Genomic DNA, 20195 nt, shown 5'->3' with positions numbered 1-20195 from the left:
GGCTACTGCTTCTCCCGCTTCAGGTAGGCAACCAGGCCGTTTCCATCGGGTCCCGGAACAACCTGGACGAGCTCCCAGCCGTCGTCACCCCACTGGTCCAGGATCTGCTTTGTGGCGTGAATAATGAGCGGAATCGTGGCGTACTCCCATTTGGTCATGACATAAAGCCTAGTCGTTGCCGGTAAAGTGGAAAACATGGCGACTGGCAAGAACCCTTTATTCGACACGGCCACCACCCTCGGAAAGATCTTTCTTTTCCTGGGCGTGAGCGCTATTTGCGGTGTCCTGGTGGCGGGCCTCCTGGTCCCCGCGGCGGCCGTTTCGGGCAGCGCGGCGAGCGGTTCGATCCAGTTCTTTGACACGCTCCCCGCAGAGCTGAAGGTCGATCCGCCGAGCCAGTCGACCACGATCCTGGCGTCCGACGGCAGCCCGATCGCCAACCTCTACGCGGAAAACCGCACCCGTGTTTCGCTGGACCAGATGTCACCGCACATCAAGGACGCGATCATCGCCATCGAGGACAGCCGCTTCTACGAGCACGGCGGTGTGGACACCACCGGCATCCTGCGCGCGCTCGTGAGCACCGCCCGCGGCAACAAGCAGGGCGCGTCCACGATTACGCAGCAGTACGTGAACAACGTCATCAACTCCTCGCTGGAGGCCGAAGGCAAGGGCAGCGAGGTCCTGCTCAACGGCGTCAACAAGGGCGTCGGGGACAAGCTCCGTGAAATGAAGCTGGCCATCGCGCTGGAGAAGAAGTTCACCAAGGAGCAGATCCTCGAGGGCTACCTGAACATCGTCTTCTTCAACCGGGACGCTTACGGCATCGAAGCCGCGTCCAAGTTCTTCTTCAGCACCACGGCCAAGGACCTGACCCTGCCGCAGGCGGCCCTGCTGGCCGGCGTCGTGAACAGCCCCTCCTACTATGACCCGATCACCAATCCGGAGAACGCCAAGGTCCGTCGCGACCTCGTGCTCCGCGCGATGCTGACGCAGGGCAAGATCAAGCAGGCCGATTACGACGCAGCGGTCGCGACACCGGTGCAGACCAAGGTCACCCAGCCCCGCCAGGGCTGTGCCTATTCACAGACGGCGCCGTACTTCTGCGACTACGTGCTCCACCTGCTCCTGAACAACCCGGCCTACGGGGCCGACGCGGCCGAGCGTGAGCGGAAGATCTTCCGCGGCGGCCTGACCATCAAGACCACGCTGGATCCGAAGGCCCAGTCCGTGGCGCAGGCCCAGGTGGACGGGTCGGCCGGCGCGAACCCGGACAAGTGGGGCGCCTCGCTGGTGTCCGTGCAGCCGGGATCCGGCAAGATCGTCTCCATGGCCCAGAACACCGTCTGGTTCCCGGCCGACGGCAAGTTCGACCAGACCCAGAATTTCAACGTGGACGTGCAGGATGCCAAGGGCAATGACCTCAACGGCCTCGGCGGCTTCCAGCCCGGATCCACGATGAAGCCGTTTACGTTCGCGGAGTGGCTCAACGAGGGCAAGTCGATGAGCACCCAGCTCAACGGCGCCGTGCGGCGATATCCACAGAATTTCCCTTGGAAGAACACCTGCCCGGCACCGACCACCGGCTGGTATGACGCGTCCAACGGGAGCTACGACCTACAGAACGCCGACGAGACCCACTACAAGTACATGTCCGTCCTTGACGGCCTGGCGAACTCCATCAACACCATCACGTTCGCTTCCGCCGCCCAGGTGGACCTCTGCGGGATCCAGAAGGTCGTGGACGCAGTGGGCATCCACGGCGGGCTGCCGAGCGCGGACAACCCCAACCCCCCGGTGCCGATGACCACCCTCGGCAACCTCATCGGGTCCACCCAGACGGCGCCGCTGACCATGGCCAGCGCATTCGCCACCTTCGCCAACAATGGCAAGTACTGTGAACCGATGGCCATCGAGTCGGTAACAGACGCGACCGGCGCCCAGCTGCCGGCCCAATCACCCAACTGCAGGGACGCGATCAAGCCCGAGGTGGCCCACGGCGTCGCGTACGCTATGCAGGAAGTGCTCAACCGCGGCTCGGGCTCGCTCATTGTGCCCCGGATTTCGACCCGGACCACTTTCCCCATTGCGGCGAAGACGGGCACCAACGACAACAACAGCTCTACCTGGGTGGCGGGCTACACCAGCGGCCTCGCGACGGCCACGTGGTTTGGCGATCCCCTGGGCGACCAGAAGCGTGCCGGGCAGAATGTCACGATCAACGGCAACTTCTACAAGGGCATCGACGGTTACATGATCGCCGGGCCGCAGTTCTCGAACTACATGGCCCAGGTGGCACCGGCCTACGGCACCGATCCGTTCCCGGACCCGCCGTCGGACATGCTGTACTCCCCGGCCCCGGTCCCGGACCCGGTAACAGTGCCGCGGACCACCATTCCGACCGGGAAGAGCACCGAGCCGGCCACGCAACCGTCCGCCGACCCGACACCGGCACCCACGAAGTCCTCCGGCAAGAAGTAGCCGATGACCCTGGGCAATGATCTGGCGAGCCGCGTTCGAAGCATCGGACGCGGCTTTGCCGTGACCGCCGCGATCGGGACGGCGGCGGGGGCGGCCGCTACCGGCTACGGGCTGTGGGAGAAGAACCAGTTTGTGGTCAGGGAGGAAACCCTCCCCATTCTGCCGGCCGGGTTCGGCCCGTTCCGGATACTGCACCTGTCCGATATCCACTTCGTTCCGGGCCAGCACCGGAAGGCGCAGTGGCTGTCCTCCCTGGCGCAATTGCGGCCGGACCTCGTGGTGAACACGGGCGACAACCTCAGCCATGCCAAGGGCGTGGACCCCCTCGTGGCGGCTCTGCGACCCCTGCTGGAATTTCCCGGCGTGTTTGTCCCCGGCTCGAACGACTACTTTGGCCCGAGCCTGAAGAACCCGGCGTCATATTTGCTCGGGCCCTCGGGCGAGCGCAAGCACCCGGAAAGGCTCGACTGGCCCCGGCTGCGTTCCGAGTTCGGCATGTCCGGCTGGGTGGACCTGACCAACCGCTGCCAGTCGGTCGTACTCAAGGGCATGCGCTTCGACTTCTCCGGCGTCGACGATCCGCACCTGCGCCTCGAACGGTACGCGGGCTGGCCACGCGGGACCAAGGGCAGGGACGCCGACCCGCACCTGCGCATCGCCGTCGCGCACGCACCCTACCAGCGCGTCCTCGACCACTTCACTGAAGCCGGCGCCCACCTCCTCCTGGCCGGCCACACCCACGGCGGCCAGATCTGCGTCCCGGGCTACGGGGCCCTGGTCACCAACTGCGATCTGCCCACCTGGCGGGCCCGGGGGCTGCACACCTGGGAGAGCAACGGGAGAACGACGCCGGTGAACGTCTCGGGCGGCATCGGCACGTCCCGCTTCGCCCCGGTCCGCATTGCCTGCCGGCCCGAAGCCGTTCTGCTAACGCTGACCTCCCGCGCCTAGGCCTGGCCGCAGCCAGTCCTGCCCGTCCTGCGGTCTGGCGCTCTGGCGGGTGGAAATGTCCTCCCCTCGCGCCGGCCCCACGGGACATGCCCTCCCCCGGTCGCGAGCAATGGGCATAGACCCACCATGCCCACCCGCCACGGCCACCACTGGACATGTCCCACCGGACGGGGCACCCCCACTGGACATGTCCCACCGGGCGCGGCACCACTGGACATGTCCCGGGGTGCCCAGCCATCCGCACCCCATTGCGGATCGCAATGACTGGGCGAGATGCTGGGAGCGCTGAACAACGTGTGAATCCCGTCACCCGATGGCCTAGGGTAGTTGCTACAGGAAACTACATTCAACGGTGCGATCTATGCACGGGCGTCTTAAGAAGCAGGCATGGCCAAGCAGAGCTCATTCTTCACCTCCATCAGCCGTCTCTACCCGCACGTCAGGCCAATCCTGCCCCGGCTGGTCATGGGCCTGCTCTGTGCGCTGCTGGCCAGCGTCATGGCACTGGCCATCCCGCAGGTGCTGCGCGTGCTGGTCAACGAGTCCCTGACCCCCGGCGGCAGCGCGGAAGCCGTCTGGACTGCCTCGCTCCTCATCCTGGTCCTGGGCATCGCCGAGGCGGGCCTCGTGGCCCTGCGCCGGCAGTTCGTCATCAATCCCGCCACCACCGTCGAGACCCGGATGCGGGTCTCGCTCTACGGACATCTGCAGGACCTCACGGTTTCCTTCCATGACCGCTGGGGCTCCGGTCAGCTGCTGTCCCGGGCCATGACGGACCTGAACTTCCTGCGCCGCTGGATGGCCTTCGGCGCCATCATGCTGGTGGTCACGACGCTCACCGTGGTGATCGGCGTCGCCGTGATGTTTGCCATGAGCTGGCAGCTGGCCCTGATCTTCCTGGCCGCCGCCGTGCCGATCATGATCTACGGATTCCGCTTCCGCACCCGGTTCAGCAAGGTGGCCCGGCGCAGCCAGGACCAGGCAGGGGACCTCGCCACCACGGTCGAGGAATCCGTGCACGGCATCCGCGTCCTGAAGGCCTTCGGCCGCAGCCGGGAGGCCCTGGAGAACTTCAACGAACAGGCCGAGGAACTCCGCCAGACCGAGATCGCCAAGGCCAAGCACCTGGCCACCTTCAGCCTGGTGGTGACGCTCCTGCCCGAACTCGCGCTCGGGGCCGGCCTCGTCGTCGGCATCCTGCTGGCCTCCACGGACCAGCTCTCCATCGGGTCCCTGGTGGCCTTCTTCGCCACCGCCGCCGTGGTTGCCGCGCCGGTCGAGTTCTGCGGCATGCTGCTGGCGATGGCCCTCACCGCGAAGTCCGCGGTGGACCGGCACTTCGAGGTCATGGACGCGCAGAACACCATCACCAGCCCGGACCAGCCCCGCCGCCCCGCCGGCCTCAAGGGTGCCCTCAGCTTCCGCAATGCCTCGTTCGCGTTCGAGGACGCCCCGGACAAGCCGATCCTCAAGGACATCACCTTGGACATCCGCCCCGGCGAAACCATGGCCCTCGTGGGCATCACGGGCGGCGGCAAGAGCGCCCTGCTCCAGCTGGTCCCCCGCCTCTATGACGTCACCGGCGGTGCCATCACCATCGACGGGGTGGACCTGCGCGAGTTCGCGGTGGAGGACCTGCGCACCGTGGTCTCCGTGGCGTTTGAGGACACCACGCTGTTCTCCAGCTCCGTCCGGGACAACGTCCTGCTCGGCGCGCCCGACGCCGGATCGGCGGAGGGCCGCGACGCGGCCCTGGAGGAAGCCCTCGACGTCGCCCAGGCCCACTTCGCCTACTCCCTGCCGGACGGGGTGGATACCCTGATCGGCGAGGAGGGCCTCAGCCTCTCCGGCGGCCAGCGCCAGCGCATCGCCCTGGCCCGGGCCATCGCCGCGAAACCGGCTGTGCTGGTCCTGGACGACCCGCTCTCGGCGCTGGACGTGAACACCGAGGTCCTCGTCGAGGCCCGGCTGCGCAAAGTCCTCGCGGACACGACCACGCTGATCGTGGCCCACAGGCCTTCCACGGTGGCGCTGGCCGACCGGGTGGCCCTGCTCGAGGACGGCCGGATCGCCGCCGTCGGAACCCATGCGGAGCTGCTCGCCAGGAACAGCCATTACCGCTACGTGATCGCCAGCCTGGACCCGGAACCGCGGGACCTGGATTCAGAATTGTCCGCCCTCGAGGACCAGTCCGAGGAGATTTCCCGATGAGCAGCGCAACGTTCGGCACCGCCAATGAGGACAACGCGCACCTCAGCAGGAACGAAAGCAAGGCCGTCCGGCGGCGCTCCCTGACCCTCCTGGGCTCCCTGATCCGCCCCGTCCGGGCCCGGTTCTGGCTGACGATCGGCGCTGTCGTCCTGTCCCAGGCCGCCCGCGTGGCCGGGCCGGCCCTGATCGCCTTCGGCATCGACCACGCCCTGCCCGCCGTGCGCGCCGGCGACAACCTTCCCCTGGTGCTGACCGGGGCCGCCTACCTTGCAGCGGCCGTCGTGGCGGCCGGCCTGACCGCCCTGTACGTGACCTCGACGGCGCGGCTCAGCCAGGCGATGCTGCTGGACCTCCGCGTCCGGGTCTTCCGCCACACGCAGCGGCTGAGCCTGGAATTCCACGAGAAATACACCTCGGGGCGCATCATCGCCCGGCAGACCTCGGACCTGGAGGCCCTGCGCGAACTCCTGGATTCCGGCGTGAGCTCGCTGGCCTCGGGAATGCTGTTCATGGCGTTTACCGCCGTGACGGTGTTCGCCCTGGACTGGCGCAGCGGCGTGCTGGTGCTGGCCGCCGGCGTGCCGATGTATTTCCTGGCCCGCTGGTACCAGAAGCACTCCCAGATCGCCTTCCGCGAATCCCGGGTGGTCTCGGCCCGGCTGATCGTGCACTTCGTGGAGACCATCACCGGGATCCGCGCCGTGAAGGCCTTCCGGAAGGAACGCGAGAATGCCGCGGGCTACTCCGAACTGTCGGAGGACTACCGCCGCGCGACCGTCCGCTCCATCAACCTCAACGGCATCTTCCAGCCGGGGCTGGTGCTGATCGGGAACGTGTGCGTGGCCCTCGTGCTGCTCACCGGCGGCTTCCGGGTCCTCAGCGGCGACCTGGAGGTCGGCGTGCTCCTGGCCCTGATCCTGTCCGCCAAGCGCTTCTTCCAGCCGGTGGACCAGATGGCCATGTTCTACAACTCCTTCCAAAGCGCACAGGCGGCCCTGGAAAAGGTCTCGGGCCTGCTCGAGGAGCGGCCCACTGTCAGACCGCCGAAAACACCCGCGGCCCTGTACGACGCGCGGGGCAGCATCGATTTCAACGGCGTTGAATTCCGCTACGGCGACGGCCCGGTGGTCATCCCGAGGCTGGACCTGCACATCCCCGCCGGGCAGACGGTCGCGCTCGTCGGGCAGACCGGCGCCGGCAAATCCACTCTCGCGAAGCTGATTGCCCGCTTCTACGACGTCTCCGCCGGGTCCTTGACCCTCGACGGCGTGGACCTGCGCCAGCTCAGCACCGAGGACCTGCGCCGGAACGTCGTCATGGTCACCCAGGAGGCCTTCCTGTTCAGCGGCTCCGTGGCGGACAACATCGCCCTGGGCCGGCCCGAAGCCTCGCGAGCGGAGATCGAGGACGCGGCCCGGGCGGTGGGGGCGCACGCCTTCATCATGGAACTGCCGGACGGCTACGACACCGACGTCAACAAGCGCGGCGGCCGTGTCTCCGCCGGGCAGCGCCAGCTGATCAGCTTCGCCCGCGCGTTTCTGGCCCGCCCGGCCGTGCTGATCCTGGACGAGGCAACGTCCTCGCTGGACATCCCGTCGGAGCGCATGGTCCAGCAGGGCCTCGCGGGGCTCCTGCGCGGGACGCGGGAGGCCGGCACCCGGGAGGCAGGCCAGCGGCCGTCCGGTGGACAGGCGGGCGGCGGACAACCCGTTGCAGACCCGGCCCCCGGCCCGGACTCGGCCCCCGGTGCCGGGCGGACGGCGCTGATCATTGCCCACCGGCTCTCCACCGTGGAGACGGCAGACCGGGTACTGGTGGTGCACGACGGACGCGTCGTGGAGGACGGCACCCCGGAGCAACTGATCGGCGACGGCGGCGCCTTCGCCCGGCTCCACGGCGCCTGGAAAGACTCGCTGGTCTGAACAGCGCCTGCCGGGACCGGTCGGCGTCCGGGCCGGAACGACGGCGGGACACATCCCGGCCGGCGCCCGATTTCACATCCGGGGCCATGATCGGATACTCTTGTGAAGTTGCTTTTGAAGCAACGGATCGGGATGTGGCGCAGCTTGGTAGCGCGCGTCGTTCGGGACGACGAGGTCGCAGGTTCAAATCCTGTCATCCCGACCAAACACAAAGAGGGCCCTCCACACGGAGGGTCCTCTTTTGTATGTCCGACTGTAGGTCCGGCTGCAGGTTCGGCGCGATTTCATGACCCGGCACCGGCGATCGGCCCGGCCCGGCGCCCTGCCCCGCCTCCGGACACAACGCAGCCCCGGGAGGAAACCTCCCGGGGCTGTGCCGGATATCCGTGCCACGGGCCGCCGGACGTTGCTGCGCCGGGCCTGCCATATCGGGGCTGTTACATCGGGCTTGTTACATCGGGTCGGGCCAGTTGCCGACATTCAGCGAGTGGGTCATGGGGTCGGGCCAGTTGCCCACCGCCTGGGCGGTGCGCATGGGGTCGGGCCAGTTGCCGACGGCGGCAACGTCTGAGACATCGGTAAGTGAAGCAGCGGACAGCACGGCCGGGGCCGCGGCGGAGAATGCCAGTGCGCCCGCCAAAACGGCGCCGGCTGCAATCTTCTTCAACATAAGTTTCCTCAATATGGGTTGGGGTTCCTTAACCAAGTCAGCACTACCCTTGTTGACACACATTGTAAAATGGTTTCTACAGAGACTGTCAAGCATTTAGTACAAAGAATGTCCGGAATTAGGAGGTATCCGTGGGGAACGGATTTGGGGAGAAGCTCCGCGCGGAACGGCTCGAACGGGGCCTGACGCAGGCGGAGTTGGGCCGTGACCTGTACTCCCCCAGCTACATTTCTCTGCTGGAAACCGGACGCCGCGAGCCGACCGCCGATGTCATCGAGGAGCTTGCCCGCCGGCTTGAACTGGCCCCCAAGGCGCTCGAGGCCTGGAGCCAGCCGGTGTCCGTCAGCGACGCCGAATACGTGCTCGCGGGACTGTATGCCCGGCAGGCCTGGGACCTCCGGGACTACCCCGTGGCCGCCACCCACGCCGCCGCCGCCGCCAAGATCGCCCTGGAGGCCAGGAACACCAGCGCGTGGTGGAACATGACCTATATGCAGGCCGAGTGCCTGATCAAGCAGGGCCTCTGGCAGGAGTGCAAGGACGTGGTCCAGAATCTCCTGGAGCACCCGATGGCCGCGGAGTCGGCCGGGCTCGGCGTCCGGGCCCAACAGATGCTCGCCGCAGCCTCGCAGGGCCAGGGGCAGCTGACCGCCGCCGTCGAGCATGCGCAGGAAGCGGTGCGGCTCTGCGCACAGCTGCCCAAAGGCTCCACCATGATCATCGGCGCCCTCCGCGCCCTGATTGGTGCCCTGGCCGAGAGCGGCCGGCTCGATGAGGCCTGGGAGTACTGCCAGGCCATGAACGACCAGATGGACGACCACTCGATGTCCCAGCTCGCCGGCGAGGTGGCCTGGGTGATCGGCAACGTGGCCTTCATGCGCCACGACTATCCCGAGGGGATCAAGTACCACGAGCGGGCCGGCCGGCTGCTCTCCCCGGCCAACGATATCGACCTGTGGGCCCGGTTCAACAAGGCCTCCGCCGCCGTCCGCCTGTCCTCGGGAATCGTCGAACCCGAGACGCTCTCATCGATCGAGCGCGCCGAACTGGCCCTGTCGATTGTCGGCGGCAACAAGACCGACCAGCTGGAGGTCGCCTTCATCCGGGCCCGCTGGCTCTACCTCACGGGCGACATCGTGGCCGCCGTCCAGAAGCTGCGCGAGATCCATGCCGAGCGGGAGGCTCTGGCCCGGCACACGGCCGGCGAGGTCTCCCTGCTGCTGGGGAAGGCGCTCAAGGCTGCCGGGGAGGCCGCGGAGGCGCTGGTGTACCTCGAGGAAGCCCAGAAGGAGTTCAGCGCGGCGGGCGCCTCGGACCGGGTCCAGCAGGCGCTGGACGCCGTGCTCGAGATCAAGCTCGCCCAGCGCCGGGCCGAGGCCGCTTCCGCGGAAGCCTAGCCCCGGCCTTGCCAGGCGAACGGCCCGGCAAGGCGAACGTCTCGGCTAGGCGAACGGCCGGCCGGCCGGGCTAGATTAGGCGAACGTCCGGCCGGTGAGCTTCTCGTAGGCCTCCACGTAGCGGCTGCGGGTGCGCGCCACGACGTCGGCCGGAAGGACGGGCGGGGGCGTGTCCGAGGCCTTGTCCCAGCCCGACTCCGGCGAGGTCAGCCAGTCGCGCACATACTGCTTGTCATAGGACGGCTGCGCCTGCCCGGGCTGGTACGTGGCCGCATCCCAAAACCGTGAGGAATCCGGGGTCAGCACTTCGTCGCCGAGGGTGATGACACCGGTCGCCGCGTCGAGGCCGAACTCCACCTTGGTGTCCGCCAGGATGATGCCGCGGCCGCGCGCGATTTCCTCGGCCTTGGTATAGATCTTCAGGGTCAGCCTGCTCAGGTCCGCCGCGACGTCCGCACCCACGAGGCCCACGACGGCGTCATAAGTGATGTTCTCGTCGTGCTCGCCCACCTCGGCCTTGGCCGACGGCGTGAAGATCGCCTCCTGCAGCCGTGACCCGTCAACCAGGCCGGCTGGCAGCGGGATGCTGCACACTGTGCCCGACGCGCGGTACTCAGCGAGCCCGGTGCCGGTGAGGTAGCCGCGGGCGATGCATTCGACCGGGAACATGTCCAGCTTCTTGCAGATCATTGCCCGGCCCTCGACGGCGGCGGGGACACCGTCGTCGGCCGTGGAGGCGAGGACGTGGTGCGCGACGTCGAGCTGGTCGAACCACCACAGGCTCAGCTGGGTCAGGATGCGGCCCTTGTCCGGGATCTCGCTGGCCAGGACGTGGTCGAACGCACTGATCCGGTCGCTGGCCACCACCAGGACACAGTCCTGGCCGAAGCGTTCCGCGACGGCCGGATCCGCGGGGACGTAAAGGTCGCGGACCTTGCCGGAGTAGACGTGCCGCCAGCCGGGCAGGTCCTGCGTGGCGGTGTCGAGCCCGCCCTTGGTCACGGTCTCAGGCACGGTCTCAGGCGGGGTCTCAGGCATGGTCTCAGGCGTGGTCTCGGGCGTGGTCTCGGGCTGGGTGCCGGGCGTCGGCGCTGCGGATTCGGTCACGTTCATGCCTTCGCTTTCGACGCGGCCGCGGTTCCCGGCCCGGCTACCCGGATCTGGCCGCGGGCGGCCTTGCCGCCGATGTCAGTGCGGAACTGGCTGCCGTCCAGCTGGACGAGCTCGACGCCGTCGTACGCCCGCTCCCGGGCCTCCACGAGGTCCGTGCCCAGCGCCACCACAGCCAGGACGCGGCCGCCGGCGGAGACGACCTTGCCTTCGCCGTCGAGCTTGGTCCCGGCGTGGATCACGTGGACGCCGTCCAGGGCGTCGACCTTCTTCAGGCCCCGGATGCGGTCGCCCGTCCGCGGGGTGTCGGGGTAGTTTTCGGCGGCCACGACGACGGCGACGGCCGTGTCCTTGGACCAGCGCAGCGGCTGCACCTTGTCCAGCTCGCCCTTGGCCGCGGCCATGAGCAGCCCGCCGAGGGGCGTCTTGAGCCGGGCGAGGACGGCCTGGGTTTCGGGATCGCCGAACCGGACGTTGAATTCGATGACCCGCGTGCCGCGCGAGGTCAGGGCGAGGCCGACGAAGAGGACGCCGACAAACGGGGTGCCGCGGTGCGCCATCTGGTTGACCGTGGGCTGGGCGACGCGGTCGATCACTTCCTGCACGAGGCCTTCGGGGGCCCATTCCAGCGGTGTGTACGCGCCCATGCCGCCGGTGTTGGGGCCCTCGTCGTTGTCGAAGATGCGTTTGAAGTCCTGCGCCGGGGACAGGGCCACGGTGTTGGTGCCGTCGCAAAGGACGAACACGGAGACCTCGGGTCCGTCCAGGAACTCCTCGATCACCACGGTGCCGCCCGCGTCGAAGCAGGTCTGGGCATGCGCGAGGGCCTCGTCGCGGTTGGAGGTGACCACGACGCCCTTGCCGGCCGCGAGCCCGTCGTCCTTGACGACGTACGGGGCGCCGAAGGTATCGAGGGCGTCGGCGGCTTCCCCGGCGTTGGAGGCGACGCGGGCCATTGCGGTGGGCACGCCGGCCTCGGCCATGACTTCCTTGGCGAAGGCCTTGGACGCTTCCAGCTGGGCCGCGGCCTTGCTGGGGCCGAAGACCGGGACGCCGGCGGCGCGGACGGCGTCGGACACGCCGGCGGCGAGGGGCGCCTCCGGACCGACCACCACCAGGTCAACGGTGAGCTTGAGGGCCAGCGCGGCGACGGCGTCCGGATTGTTCGCGTCGATCGCGTATGTGGGGACCAGCGCGCTGATGCCGGCGTTGCCCGGGGCCGCGTGGACCTCGGAAACGTTCGGGTCTGCAAGCAAGGATCGGACAATGGCGTGTTCGCGGCCGCCGGGGCCGATGACAAGTACCTTCACAGTCTCCAAGGGTACGTGGTGCACCCCGAAGGCTCCTAAGCTGTGTCGGCCGCTGGACATGCTCAATTTTCGCCGCGGCGCCTCGCGGGCACCGGGCAATCCGCGGCTCGGCGGCGCCGGGCACCGGGGCCACCCGCGGATATGCCCAGTCCCGGCCACGTCCAATGGGCACAATGCCACCATGCCCATGCCCGGGTCCCAGGGCTGGACATGTCCCGTGGTGCCGGAAATCATGCCCACGCCCGGGCCCCAGGGCTGGACATGTCCCGTGGTGCCGGAGAACATGCCCACGCCCGGGCCCCAAGGCTGGACATGTCCCGGGGACCGCGGGGCATGTCCACGCCAGGGTCCGGCAGGAGGGCATGCCCACGCGCCGGAGCCAAGCCCGGCGCCGGACAATCCGCGGGGCGCACGGCTACGAATGGCATGTATGAACAAACCCAGCATGAAGCCCAGCAAGCGGTCCCGCGGCGCCACAGCCCTGGCCGCGGTGGCCGGAGTGGCTGCGGCCGCCGTCGTCCTGTCCGTCGCGGAACTGATCGGGGCGTTCTTCACCACACGGGCGACACCCCTGATTGCGCTGGGATCGACGTTCATCGACTTCACGCCGCTGTGGATGAAGAACTTCGCCGTTGAAACGTTCGGCACCAACGACAAGGCCGCATTGTTCGTCGGCATGGCGGTCACGATCCTGCTCCTGGCGTGCGTGCTCGGCATCGTGGCGTACCGGAAATGGGCCCTGGGTGTGGCCGGGGTGGTGCTGATGGGCGCCGTGATCGTCGGCAGCGTGGTGACGCGGGCCAGCGTCAAGCCGGTCGATGCCATTCCCTCCCTGATCGGCACCGTCGCCGGGCTGGTGGTGCTGCGGCTCCTGATCACCCGGCTGTGGCGGATGCAGGAATGGCCGGACCGGGCCGCCGACCTCGCCGCGAAGGAACCCGAGCGCCCGGCGACCACGCGGCGCGGGTTCTTCGCCGCCGCCGGCATCACCGCGGCCGCCTCGGCTGTTGCCGCCACCGGCGGCCGCCTGCTGAGCGCGGCCCGCAGCAACGTGGCCGCGGCCCGCGAGTCGCTGCAGCTGCCCGCGCCCGCCAAGGCCGCCGCCGCGGTCCCGGCCGGGGTCCAGTCCAAGGCGCCCGGCGTCACGCCGTGGCTGACCCCGAACAAGGACTTCTACCGGATCGACACGGCGCTGAGCGTGCCGGAGATCAACGTCCAGGACTGGGAACTGCGCATCCACGGCCTCGTGGAACAAGAGGTCCGGCTTACCTTCCAGGACCTGCTCGACGCCCAGCTCATCGAATCCCATGTGTCCCTGACCTGCGTGTCCAACCCGGTCGGCGGCAACCTGGCCGGCAACGCCAAATGGCTGGGCATGCCCATCCGCGACGCCCTGAAGCTGGCCCGCCCGACACAGGGCGCGGACATGGTGCTCTCCACCTCGGCTGACGGCTTCAGCGCCTCCACGCCCCTGGAGGTCCTCCAGGACGACCGCGACGCGATGCTGGCGATCGGCATGAACGGCGAGGCGCTCCCGCTCGAGCACGGCTACCCGGTGCGGATGGTGGTTCCCGGCCTGTATGGCTTCGTCTCCGCAACCAAGTGGGTGGTGGACCTGGAGGTGACCCGGTTCGCGGACAGCAAGGCGTACTGGACCCAGCGCGGCTGGTCCGAACGCGGCCCGATCAAGACCATGGCGCGGGTCGAGGTGCCCAAGTCCTTCGCCAAGGTCCCTGCCGGAAAGATCGCCATCGGCGGCACCGCGTGGGCCCAGACCCGCGGGATCACCAAGGTCGAGGTGCAGATCGACAGCGGGCCCTGGACCGAGGCGGTACTCTCCGCCGAGGCCTCCCTCATCACGTGGCGGCAGTGGTCCCTGGACTGGGATGCCACGCCGGGCCCGCACTACATCAAGGTGCGCGCCACGGACGGCAAGGGCGAGGTCCAGACGGACAAGCGAGCGGATCCGGTCCCGGACGGCGCCTCCGGCTGGCAGTCGGTGATGGTGACCGTGGAATAACCGGGGTATCAGCACCGGGCACCATAGACTTGCAGCATGGCTTTGAACCCGCATGCAACATTCACAGTCGACTCCGCCGTCGAACTGGCAGTCATCGAACGCAGCGGCTTCGTGGAGTCCCGCCACATCGGCTCGGCCGTGGTGCTGGCCGCGGACGGGACGGTAGTGATCGAGCTCGGCGATGTGAACGCCCCGATCTTTGCCCGGTCCACGCTCAAACCGTTGCAGGCCCTGGCCTCGATGCAGTCCGGCGTGCCCCTGCGGGGCGCCCAGGTGGCCATCGCGTGCGGCAGCCACGTCGGATCCCTGGACCACATGGACGTGGTCGAGGGCATGCTCAAGGCGGCCGGGGCCAAGGAAGACCAGCTGCAGTGCCCGGCCGACTGGCCCCAGGATGAGACGGCCCGGAACTGGCTCGTGCAGACCGAGCGCGGCAAGTCCCGGCTGGCCTTCAACTGTTCGGGCAAACACGCCGCGTTCCTTTGGGCGTGCACGGAGAACGGCTGGGACAAGAACAGCTACCTCGAACCCAACCACCCGCTGCAGCAGCGCATCCGCTCCGTGATCGAGGAGTACTGCGGCGAACGCATCACCCACCTGGGCATCGACGGCTGCGGCGCGCCGGTTGCCGCCGTCTCCCTGATCGGCCTGGCCCGGGCCTACTCGAAGCTGGCCAAGGCCCCGGGCGACAAGAACTCGAACGCGCGGGCAGCCACCATTGCCACGTCCATGCTGGACTACCCGTGGGCCGTCCAGGGGCGCGGGCAGGCCAACACGATCGTCATGGACGAACTCGGCATCCTGGCCAAGATCGGCGCCGAGGGCGTCCTGGTCATGGCCACCCGCCAGGGCGTCTCGGTTGCCATCAAGATGCTCGACGGCAACATCCGGGCCACTACGCTGGTAGGCCTGACGCTCCTCGCGGCCTCCGGTGCCGTCGAAATCCCTGAAGTGTCCAGCGTCCTGGACAAGGTGGTGGACCCGGTACTGGGCGGGGGACGCCCGGTGGGCAAGATCCGGCTCGGGCGGGCCGTCGCAGCGCTGCTGGACTAGGAGACTCGGGAAAGTGGCTGTATCGCGCCGTCGAATCGCTGTGGACGAGGGCCGCGCGGCCCTCGCCGCGTGGCAGAAAGCCACGGCGACCGCACCGGGCCCGAACGTGCCGGCCGCCGGAGTCACGGGCTCTGGACGACCCGGCGCCGTCCCGCGCACCACGATCGCGACGGCAGTGCGCTACTGCCTGGAGGAAGTCACCGCGCGGGCGCCCGGGAACTCCGTGGAGGTGCGCGTCCCGCCATTCGGCGTCACCCAGTGTGTCGAGGGCCCGCGGCACACGCGCGGCACCCCGCCAAACGTCATCGAGTGCGACGCCGACACCTGGCTGGCGATGGTCAGCGGACGGTTGAGCTGGGCCGACGCCGTCGCCGCCGGCCGTGTTGCCGCCTCGGGACTGCGCGCGGACCTGTCCGCCCTCCTGCCCCTCTAGGTCCCCCGGCGGCGTCCCGCAGGACCCACCAGCCGGGCCCGCGCCCCCAGCCGCGCCTTAGCCGCGCCCCATGAACGGCATGCCCGCAGCTGTCACCACGAGGGATCCCACGTTGGCCGACGCCGGCATCCCGGCCATCAGCAGCACGGCCCGGGCGGCATCCTGCACCGCAAAGGTCGGCTCGGCCCGCAGGCTGCCGTCCGCCTGGGCCGCCCCGGTACCGACGCCAATCTCCTCCATGAGCTCCGTCGCCGCGTTGCCGATATCGATTTGTCCGCAGCTGATGCCGAAGCCCCGCCCGTCCAGGTCAATGCTTTTGGTCAGCCCCGTGATGGCGTGCTTGGTCACCGTGTAGGCCACCGTCCGCGGCCGCGGCGAATGCGCCGCGACCGAACCGTTGTTGATGATCCGCCCGCCCTGGGGCGACTGGGCCTTCATGGCCCGGACGGCGGCAGCGGCGCAGAGAAGGGACCCTGTGAGGTTCACGGCGAGGGTCGCGTCCCAGTCCTCCACGGTGATCTCGTCCACCGCGGCGGCGGGGCCGAACACGCCGGCGTTGTTGAAGAGCACGTCCACGCGCTCCCACTGCCCCAGCGCGGCGGCGAAAAGCCGTTCGACGTCGGCGGGGACGGTGACATCGCACGGGACCGCGAGCGCCTGGCGGTGGCCGGCCGCGGTCTCGCGGAGCGTTTCTTCCTGCCGCCCCGCCAGGACCACCCGGTATCCCTCGGCCAGCATGAGCCTGGCCACTGCGCGGCCGATGCCGGAACCGGCTCCGGTGACGACGGCGACCCTTCCGGGGGTGTGGTGCTGGCTCATGAGGTCCTCCTCGACGGTTACGCGCTGCCCGGCCAGCGTACCGCCGAGACGGCACATCACGGCAGTGTTTCGCGCCCGGACTGCCGCGAAATGTGTTGTCTGCGGCGGCGGCAGAGCGGCGGGAGGCGCGTCAGCCCGGCTGCGGGGCGGACGGCAGAGCGGCGGGAGGCGCTTTAGCCCGGCTGCGGGGCGGACGGCCGAGCGGCGGGAGGCGCTTCAGCCCGGCTGCGGGGCGGACGGCCGAGCGGCAGCCGCCTAGCGGGAGTCGTCGCCGCGGTCCCGGGCCTGCCGGCCCGTGCGGTAGCCGGACCAGAACGCCAGCAGGAGCAACCCGGTGCTGATCAGCGCGACCCCTGCCCAGATCCACGGGCCCATGATCATGAGCCCCTGCAGCACGACCGGCCCCGTGGCCAGCGGAGCATACGCGACCCAGCCAAAGTCCTCCTGCGTCCCCGGCCGGGCAAGAAGGGCCAGCCCGGCGAGGAGCATGGCCGCGGCAGTGAGCGGCACCGCCACACGGCCCAGCAGATTCTTGCGGGCACGGCCGGAGTTCCGATTCCCCCGCTGCTCCATGGCCATACTGTAACCGTTCGGCGCGGCGAACCGGCTGGGGAAACGGCCTACTCGATGATCAGGTCAGGTACGGGCCTGCGCCCTCTTGCCCGCCAGCGAGCCCCCCAGGGTGGAGTTTGAGCGCCCGGCACCGCCGCGCCGCCCCCTGATCACCCGGGCGGACGATCCGGGCACGGCGGCCCGGCCATCGGCGCTGCGGTCCCTGATCAGGCCGGTTCCGGCGATTTCCCTTGCCTGGGCGACGCCGGCAACGGCGGCTTTCTTGGTGGGAAACGTCACTGAGACTGCCATCAGTTGCCCTGCCCCGTCCATCATCCGAATGCGGTAGCCGCCGTCGGGCGCGTCCACGAGCTCAAAATATCCCGCCATTTGCAACACTCCTAGTTCCCTCGTATCCCCCGCCGGGATATTAGTAAGTGTACTTATTTTACGGTGCGGGGAAAGTGCTGAAGGTCCCGCTCTTCGTCCGTCGGCGGTCGCCGCGGCGGGGCCGCGGGGGCCACTGAGGGGCCGCGGGGGCCACTGAGGGGCCGCGGGCGCGGATCACGGAAGCGGGGTGTCGCTACGGCGGACGCCGTCTTCATGCAGTTCCAGCGCGCTCATGACGAGGGCGAAGTGGCTGAAGGCCTGCGGCGTGTTGCCCAGCTGCCGGCCGGTCTCGACGCCCCACTCCTCGCTGAGGAGCCCGACGTCGTTGCGCAGCGCCAGCAGGCGCTCGAACAGCTCCCGGGCCTCGTGGCGCCGGCCAGCCCCGATCAGGGCCTCGACCAGCCAGAAGGAGCATGCCAGGAACACCCCCTCCTCGCCGGGCAGCCCGTCATCGCTCTGTGCCGGCAGGTAGCGGCGCAGGAAGCCGTCGTGCGTCAACTCGCGCTGGACCGCGTCGATGGTTCCGATGATGCGCGGATCATCCGGCGGGAGGAACCCCACCCGGGGCAGCAGCAGGAGGCTCGCATCCAGCTCCGGCCGCCCGTAGGACTGCACGAACGTGTTGCGGTCGGCGTCGAACCCGTTGGCCATGACCTCGGCGTGGATGGCGTCACGCAGCTCCTCCCAACGGTCCGCCGGGCCGGTCAGGCCGAAGTCCCGGACGCCCTTGACCATGCGGTCCGCCGCCACCCAGGCCATCACCTTGGAGTGCGTGAAGTGGCGTTGCGGGCCGCGCATTTCCCACAGCCCGTTGTCCGGCTGGCGCCAGGCCGTCTCCAGATGTTCCATGAGGGCCACCTGGACGTCCCAGGCGTCGTCGGTGTGTTTGAGCAGGGAGTTCCGGGTCAGGGACAGGCAATCGAGGACCTCGCCCCAGACGTCGAGCTGCAGCTGGCCGGCCGCACCGTTACCGGTCCGCACCGGAGCGGAGTTTTCGTAGCCCTTCAGCCACGGCAGTTCGAGCTCCGGCATCCGGCGTTCGCCGTGGAGCCCGTACATGATCTGCAGATCCGCCGGGTCCCCGGCGATGGCGCGGAGCAGCCAGTCGCGCCACGCGCCGGCCTCCTCCGTGTAGCCCGCGGCCAGCAGCGCCTGCAGCGTGAGCGTGGCGTCGCGGAGCCAGCAGAAGCGGTAGTCCCAGTTCCTGGTGCCGCCGATCTCCTCCGGCAGCGACGTCGTGACGGCGGCCACGATCCCGCCGGTGGGGGCAAACGTCAGGGCCTTGAGCGTGATCAGCGAGCGCTGGACGGCGTCGCGGTAGCGCCCGGTGACCGTGCACTTCGCCGACCAGCGAAGCCAGAACTCCTCGGTGGACGCCAGGACCGTTTCCGGGTTCACCGACCGCGGCCGGCGGAGGTGGCTGGGGCTCCAGGTCAGCACGAAGGGCACACGCTCCCCGGCCTTGACCGTGAAGTCGCTGACGGTATGCATCCGCTCACCGCGCAGCGGCGCCTCGGTCACCAGATAGGCGGCATCGGGCCCGGCGACAGCGTGGATCCCGAGCTCGTCGTGGCGGACCCACGGCACAATATGGCCGTAGTCGAACCGGAGAGCCAGTTCGCCGCGCATCCGCACCGTGCCGCGGACACCGACCACGATCCGCACGATATCCGCCACCTCGTCCCGGGGCGGCATGAAGTCTATGATCCTGACCTTGCCCTCGGGCAAATCCCACTCGGTTTCAAGGATCAGCGTGCCCTTCCGGTAGCGGCGGCGCGTGCATTCCCCGCCGCCCGCCGGCGCCAGGAGCCACCGGCCGGCCGCGGGGGAATCGAGGAGGGCGCTGAAACAGGCCGGCGAGTCGAAGCGCGGCAGGCACAGCCAGTCGATGGAGCCTTCGGTGCTGATCAGGGCAGCGGTGTGCAGATCGCCGACCATTGCGTAATCCTCGATGCGTACCATGACACTTACAGTGCCACACGGCCGTCGCCCCGGCAGGGTGGAGGGAGCACGGTGGAGGGAGCACGGTGGAGGGCGCACGGCGGAGGGCGGAAGGGGAAGGGGCATGGCAGGGCACGTGGCCGCTGTGCGGATCGGCACTTCCGGCTGGAGCTATGACCACTGGGACGGGGTCCTCTATCCGCCGGGCCTGCCGGCCCGGGACAGGCTGGCATATTACGCGGCCCGCTTCGACACCGTGGAATTGAATGCCAGCTTCTACCGCTGGCCGAAAGAGGACTCGTTCGCCAGCTGGCGCCGCCGCCTGCCCGACGGTTTCGCCCTGTCCGTCAAGGCGCCCCGCGGCCTGACGCATGCCAAGAAGCTTTACGCCCCCGAGGTCTGGGCGGACCGGATCACCCGGTGCTGGCACGAACTCGGCGACAAGCGGGCCGTGCTGCTCGTCCAACTGCCCCCGGGTTTGGCGCGCGACGACGCCCGGCTGGACTACTTCCTGTCGGCTCTGCCCGGCTGGATCCGCGTGTGCGTGGAGTTTCGCCACCCCAGCTGGGACGACGACGCCGTATACGACCTGCTGGAACGTCACGGCGCGGCCTACTGCATCATGAGCGGCGCCGGGCTACCGTGCGTCCTGCGCGCCACCGCGGCGTGCGTCTATATCCGGCTGCACGGCCCCGACCACGACGTCCTGTACGGCGGGTCCTATTCCGATGACGACCTGCGCTGGTGGGCGGACCGGATCCGCGAGTGGCAGGCCGGCGGCAAAGACGTCTACGCGTATTTCAACAACGACGGCGGCGGCAACGCCGTCCGCAACGCCGCCACACTGCGCGGGCTGCTGGGTCAGCCGCCACGCTGGTAATCCGGCGCGGCGGGGGCCCGGGTCCGGGGACCCCGCCGGCACGGCCGGAGCCCGG

17 protein-coding genes and 1 tRNA gene are annotated in these 20195 nt (G+C 69.0%); 10 read left to right on the top strand and 8 right to left on the bottom strand.

Annotation, left to right across the window (positions count from 1 at the left end):
- Positions 1-2: 2 nt before the first annotated feature.
- The gene (locus tag ARTB_RS17905) at positions 3-158 is read right to left on the bottom strand and encodes a DUF4177 domain-containing protein (RefSeq protein ID WP_003797879.1); all 156 of its coding nucleotides are present in this window, start codon (positions 156-158) and stop codon (positions 3-5) included.
- A gap of 37 nt (positions 159-195) precedes the next feature.
- Between ARTB_RS17905 and ARTB_RS17900 the strand changes: the two genes are divergently transcribed.
- The 5 genes from ARTB_RS17900 (at position 196) to ARTB_RS17880 (ending at position 7770) form a co-directional block, all read left to right on the top strand.
- The gene (locus ARTB_RS17900; protein WP_043436419.1) at positions 196-2481 is read left to right on the top strand and encodes a transglycosylase domain-containing protein; all 2286 of its coding nucleotides are present in this window, start codon (positions 196-198) and stop codon (positions 2479-2481) included.
- Between the two features lie 3 nt (positions 2482-2484).
- Positions 2485-3432 (top strand): metallophosphoesterase, encoded by a 948-nt coding sequence (locus ARTB_RS17895; protein WP_243181725.1) that lies wholly within the window; start codon positions 2485-2487, stop codon positions 3430-3432.
- Positions 3433-3819: 387 nt separating this feature from the next.
- Complete coding sequence (locus tag ARTB_RS17890; RefSeq protein WP_243181724.1) at positions 3820-5643, top strand: ABC transporter ATP-binding protein; 1824 nt, start codon at positions 3820-3822, stop codon at positions 5641-5643.
- Positions 5640-7565 carry an ABC transporter ATP-binding protein gene (locus ARTB_RS17885; protein WP_243181723.1) on the top strand — a complete coding sequence of 642 codons (1926 nt, stop codon included), beginning with the start codon at positions 5640-5642 and terminating at the stop codon, positions 7563-7565. Before ARTB_RS17890 ends, ARTB_RS17885 begins: the two co-directional genes overlap by 4 nt.
- A gap of 128 nt (positions 7566-7693) precedes the next feature.
- A tRNA-Pro gene (locus ARTB_RS17880) sits at positions 7694-7770 on the top strand.
- Positions 7771-8016: 246 nt separating this feature from the next.
- On the opposite strand, the gene ARTB_RS17875 is transcribed toward ARTB_RS17880, so the two are convergent.
- Entirely contained in the window at positions 8017-8235 is a 219-nt protein-coding gene (locus ARTB_RS17875) for a hypothetical protein (RefSeq protein ID WP_018776166.1), read from the bottom strand.
- Between the two features lie 131 nt (positions 8236-8366).
- On the opposite strand from ARTB_RS17875, the gene ARTB_RS17870 reads away from it, so the two are divergent.
- Positions 8367-9632, top strand: coding sequence for a helix-turn-helix domain-containing protein (locus ARTB_RS17870; RefSeq protein ID WP_028277680.1), 1266 nt, complete (start codon positions 8367-8369; stop codon positions 9630-9632).
- Between the two features lie 75 nt (positions 9633-9707).
- On the opposite strand, the gene ARTB_RS17865 is transcribed toward ARTB_RS17870, so the two are convergent.
- On the bottom strand, positions 9708-10670 hold the full coding sequence (locus ARTB_RS17865) for a phosphoribosylaminoimidazolesuccinocarboxamide synthase (RefSeq protein ID WP_279294403.1): 963 nt from the start codon (positions 10668-10670) through the stop codon (positions 9708-9710).
- Positions 10671-10741: 71 nt separating this feature from the next.
- A complete protein-coding gene (purD, locus tag ARTB_RS17860) occupies positions 10742-12052 on the bottom strand; it encodes a phosphoribosylamine--glycine ligase (protein ID WP_243181736.1) in 1311 nt (436 codons plus the stop codon).
- Positions 12053-12497: 445 nt separating this feature from the next.
- Here purD and ARTB_RS17855 point away from each other — a divergent pair, with 445 nt between their 5' ends.
- The 3 genes from ARTB_RS17855 to ARTB_RS17845 are packed head-to-tail and all read left to right on the top strand — an operon-like array spanning position 12498 to position 15558.
- Positions 12498-14072: a molybdopterin-dependent oxidoreductase gene (locus ARTB_RS17855; protein ID WP_243181722.1), complete on the top strand. Its 1575-nt coding sequence runs from the start codon at positions 12498-12500 to the stop codon at positions 14070-14072.
- 36 nt (positions 14073-14108) lie between these two features.
- Positions 14109-15125 (top strand): asparaginase, encoded by a 1017-nt coding sequence (locus ARTB_RS17850; protein WP_079555582.1) that lies wholly within the window; start codon positions 14109-14111, stop codon positions 15123-15125.
- A 13-nt stretch (positions 15126-15138) separates the two neighbouring features.
- Complete coding sequence (locus ARTB_RS17845; protein ID WP_243181721.1) at positions 15139-15558, top strand: sterol carrier family protein; 420 nt, start codon at positions 15139-15141, stop codon at positions 15556-15558.
- Positions 15559-15615: 57 nt separating this feature from the next.
- Here the strand turns inward: ARTB_RS17845 and ARTB_RS17840 are convergent, their stop codons facing one another.
- From ARTB_RS17840 to ARTB_RS17825, 4 genes are all read right to left on the bottom strand, one after another.
- On the bottom strand, positions 15616-16377 hold the full coding sequence (locus tag ARTB_RS17840) for an SDR family oxidoreductase (protein WP_243181735.1): 762 nt from the start codon (positions 16375-16377) through the stop codon (positions 15616-15618).
- 255 nt (positions 16378-16632) lie between these two features.
- Entirely contained in the window at positions 16633-16950 is a 318-nt protein-coding gene (locus ARTB_RS17835) for a hypothetical protein (protein WP_243181720.1), read from the bottom strand.
- A 63-nt stretch (positions 16951-17013) separates the two neighbouring features.
- A complete protein-coding gene (locus tag ARTB_RS17830; protein WP_028276137.1) occupies positions 17014-17319 on the bottom strand; it encodes a DUF1508 domain-containing protein in 306 nt (101 codons plus the stop codon).
- Between the two features lie 174 nt (positions 17320-17493).
- Positions 17494-19281 carry a glycoside hydrolase family 15 protein gene (locus tag ARTB_RS17825; RefSeq protein WP_028276136.1) on the bottom strand — a complete coding sequence of 596 codons (1788 nt, stop codon included), beginning with the start codon at positions 19279-19281 and terminating at the stop codon, positions 17494-17496.
- A 103-nt stretch (positions 19282-19384) separates the two neighbouring features.
- Here ARTB_RS17825 and ARTB_RS17820 point away from each other — a divergent pair, with 103 nt between their 5' ends.
- Positions 19385-20140: a DUF72 domain-containing protein gene (locus tag ARTB_RS17820; protein WP_243181719.1), complete on the top strand. Its 756-nt coding sequence runs from the start codon at positions 19385-19387 to the stop codon at positions 20138-20140.
- The last annotated feature ends 55 nt before the right edge of the window (positions 20141-20195 follow it).

This window comes from Arthrobacter humicola, assembly GCF_022803015.1.
In the GTDB taxonomy this organism is placed as follows: Bacteria; Actinomycetota; Actinomycetes; order Actinomycetales; family Micrococcaceae; genus Arthrobacter; species Arthrobacter humicola_A.
The sequence above is the reverse complement of the archived record's forward strand: the minus strand, read 5'-3'. Positions and strand labels throughout refer to the sequence as shown.

What these genes read in the sequence shown, in the direction of transcription:
- ARTB_RS17905 (WP_003797879.1), bottom strand. Translation starts at nt 158, where the DNA reads ATGACCAAATGGGAGTACGCCACGATTCCGCTCATTATTCACGCCACA.
- ARTB_RS17900 (WP_043436419.1), top strand. Translation starts at nt 196, where the DNA reads ATGGCGACTGGCAAGAACCCTTTATTCGACACGGCCACCACCCTCGGA.
- ARTB_RS17895 (WP_243181725.1), top strand. Translation starts at nt 2,485, where the DNA reads ATGACCCTGGGCAATGATCTGGCGAGCCGCGTTCGAAGCATCGGACGC.
- ARTB_RS17890 (WP_243181724.1), top strand. Translation starts at nt 3,820, where the DNA reads ATGGCCAAGCAGAGCTCATTCTTCACCTCCATCAGCCGTCTCTACCCG.
- ARTB_RS17885 (WP_243181723.1), top strand. Translation starts at nt 5,640, where the DNA reads ATGAGCAGCGCAACGTTCGGCACCGCCAATGAGGACAACGCGCACCTC.
- ARTB_RS17875 (WP_018776166.1), bottom strand. Translation starts at nt 8,235, where the DNA reads ATGTTGAAGAAGATTGCAGCCGGCGCCGTTTTGGCGGGCGCACTGGCA.
- ARTB_RS17865 (WP_279294403.1), bottom strand. Translation starts at nt 10,670, where the DNA reads ATGCCTGAGACCCCGCCTGAGACCGTGCCTGAGACCGTGACCAAGGGC.
- ARTB_RS17855 (WP_243181722.1), top strand. Translation starts at nt 12,498, where the DNA reads ATGAAGCCCAGCAAGCGGTCCCGCGGCGCCACAGCCCTGGCCGCGGTG.
- ARTB_RS17850 (WP_079555582.1), top strand. Translation starts at nt 14,109, where the DNA reads ATGGCTTTGAACCCGCATGCAACATTCACAGTCGACTCCGCCGTCGAA.
- ARTB_RS17840 (WP_243181735.1), bottom strand. Translation starts at nt 16,377, where the DNA reads ATGAGCCAGCACCACACCCCCGGAAGGGTCGCCGTCGTCACCGGAGCC.
- ARTB_RS17835 (WP_243181720.1), bottom strand. Translation starts at nt 16,950, where the DNA reads ATGGAGCAGCGGGGGAATCGGAACTCCGGCCGTGCCCGCAAGAATCTG.
- ARTB_RS17830 (WP_028276137.1), bottom strand. Translation starts at nt 17,319, where the DNA reads ATGGCGGGATATTTTGAGCTCGTGGACGCGCCCGACGGCGGCTACCGC.
- ARTB_RS17825 (WP_028276136.1), bottom strand. Translation starts at nt 19,281, where the DNA reads ATGGTACGCATCGAGGATTACGCAATGGTCGGCGATCTGCACACCGCT.
- ARTB_RS17820 (WP_243181719.1), top strand. Translation starts at nt 19,385, where the DNA reads ATGGCAGGGCACGTGGCCGCTGTGCGGATCGGCACTTCCGGCTGGAGC.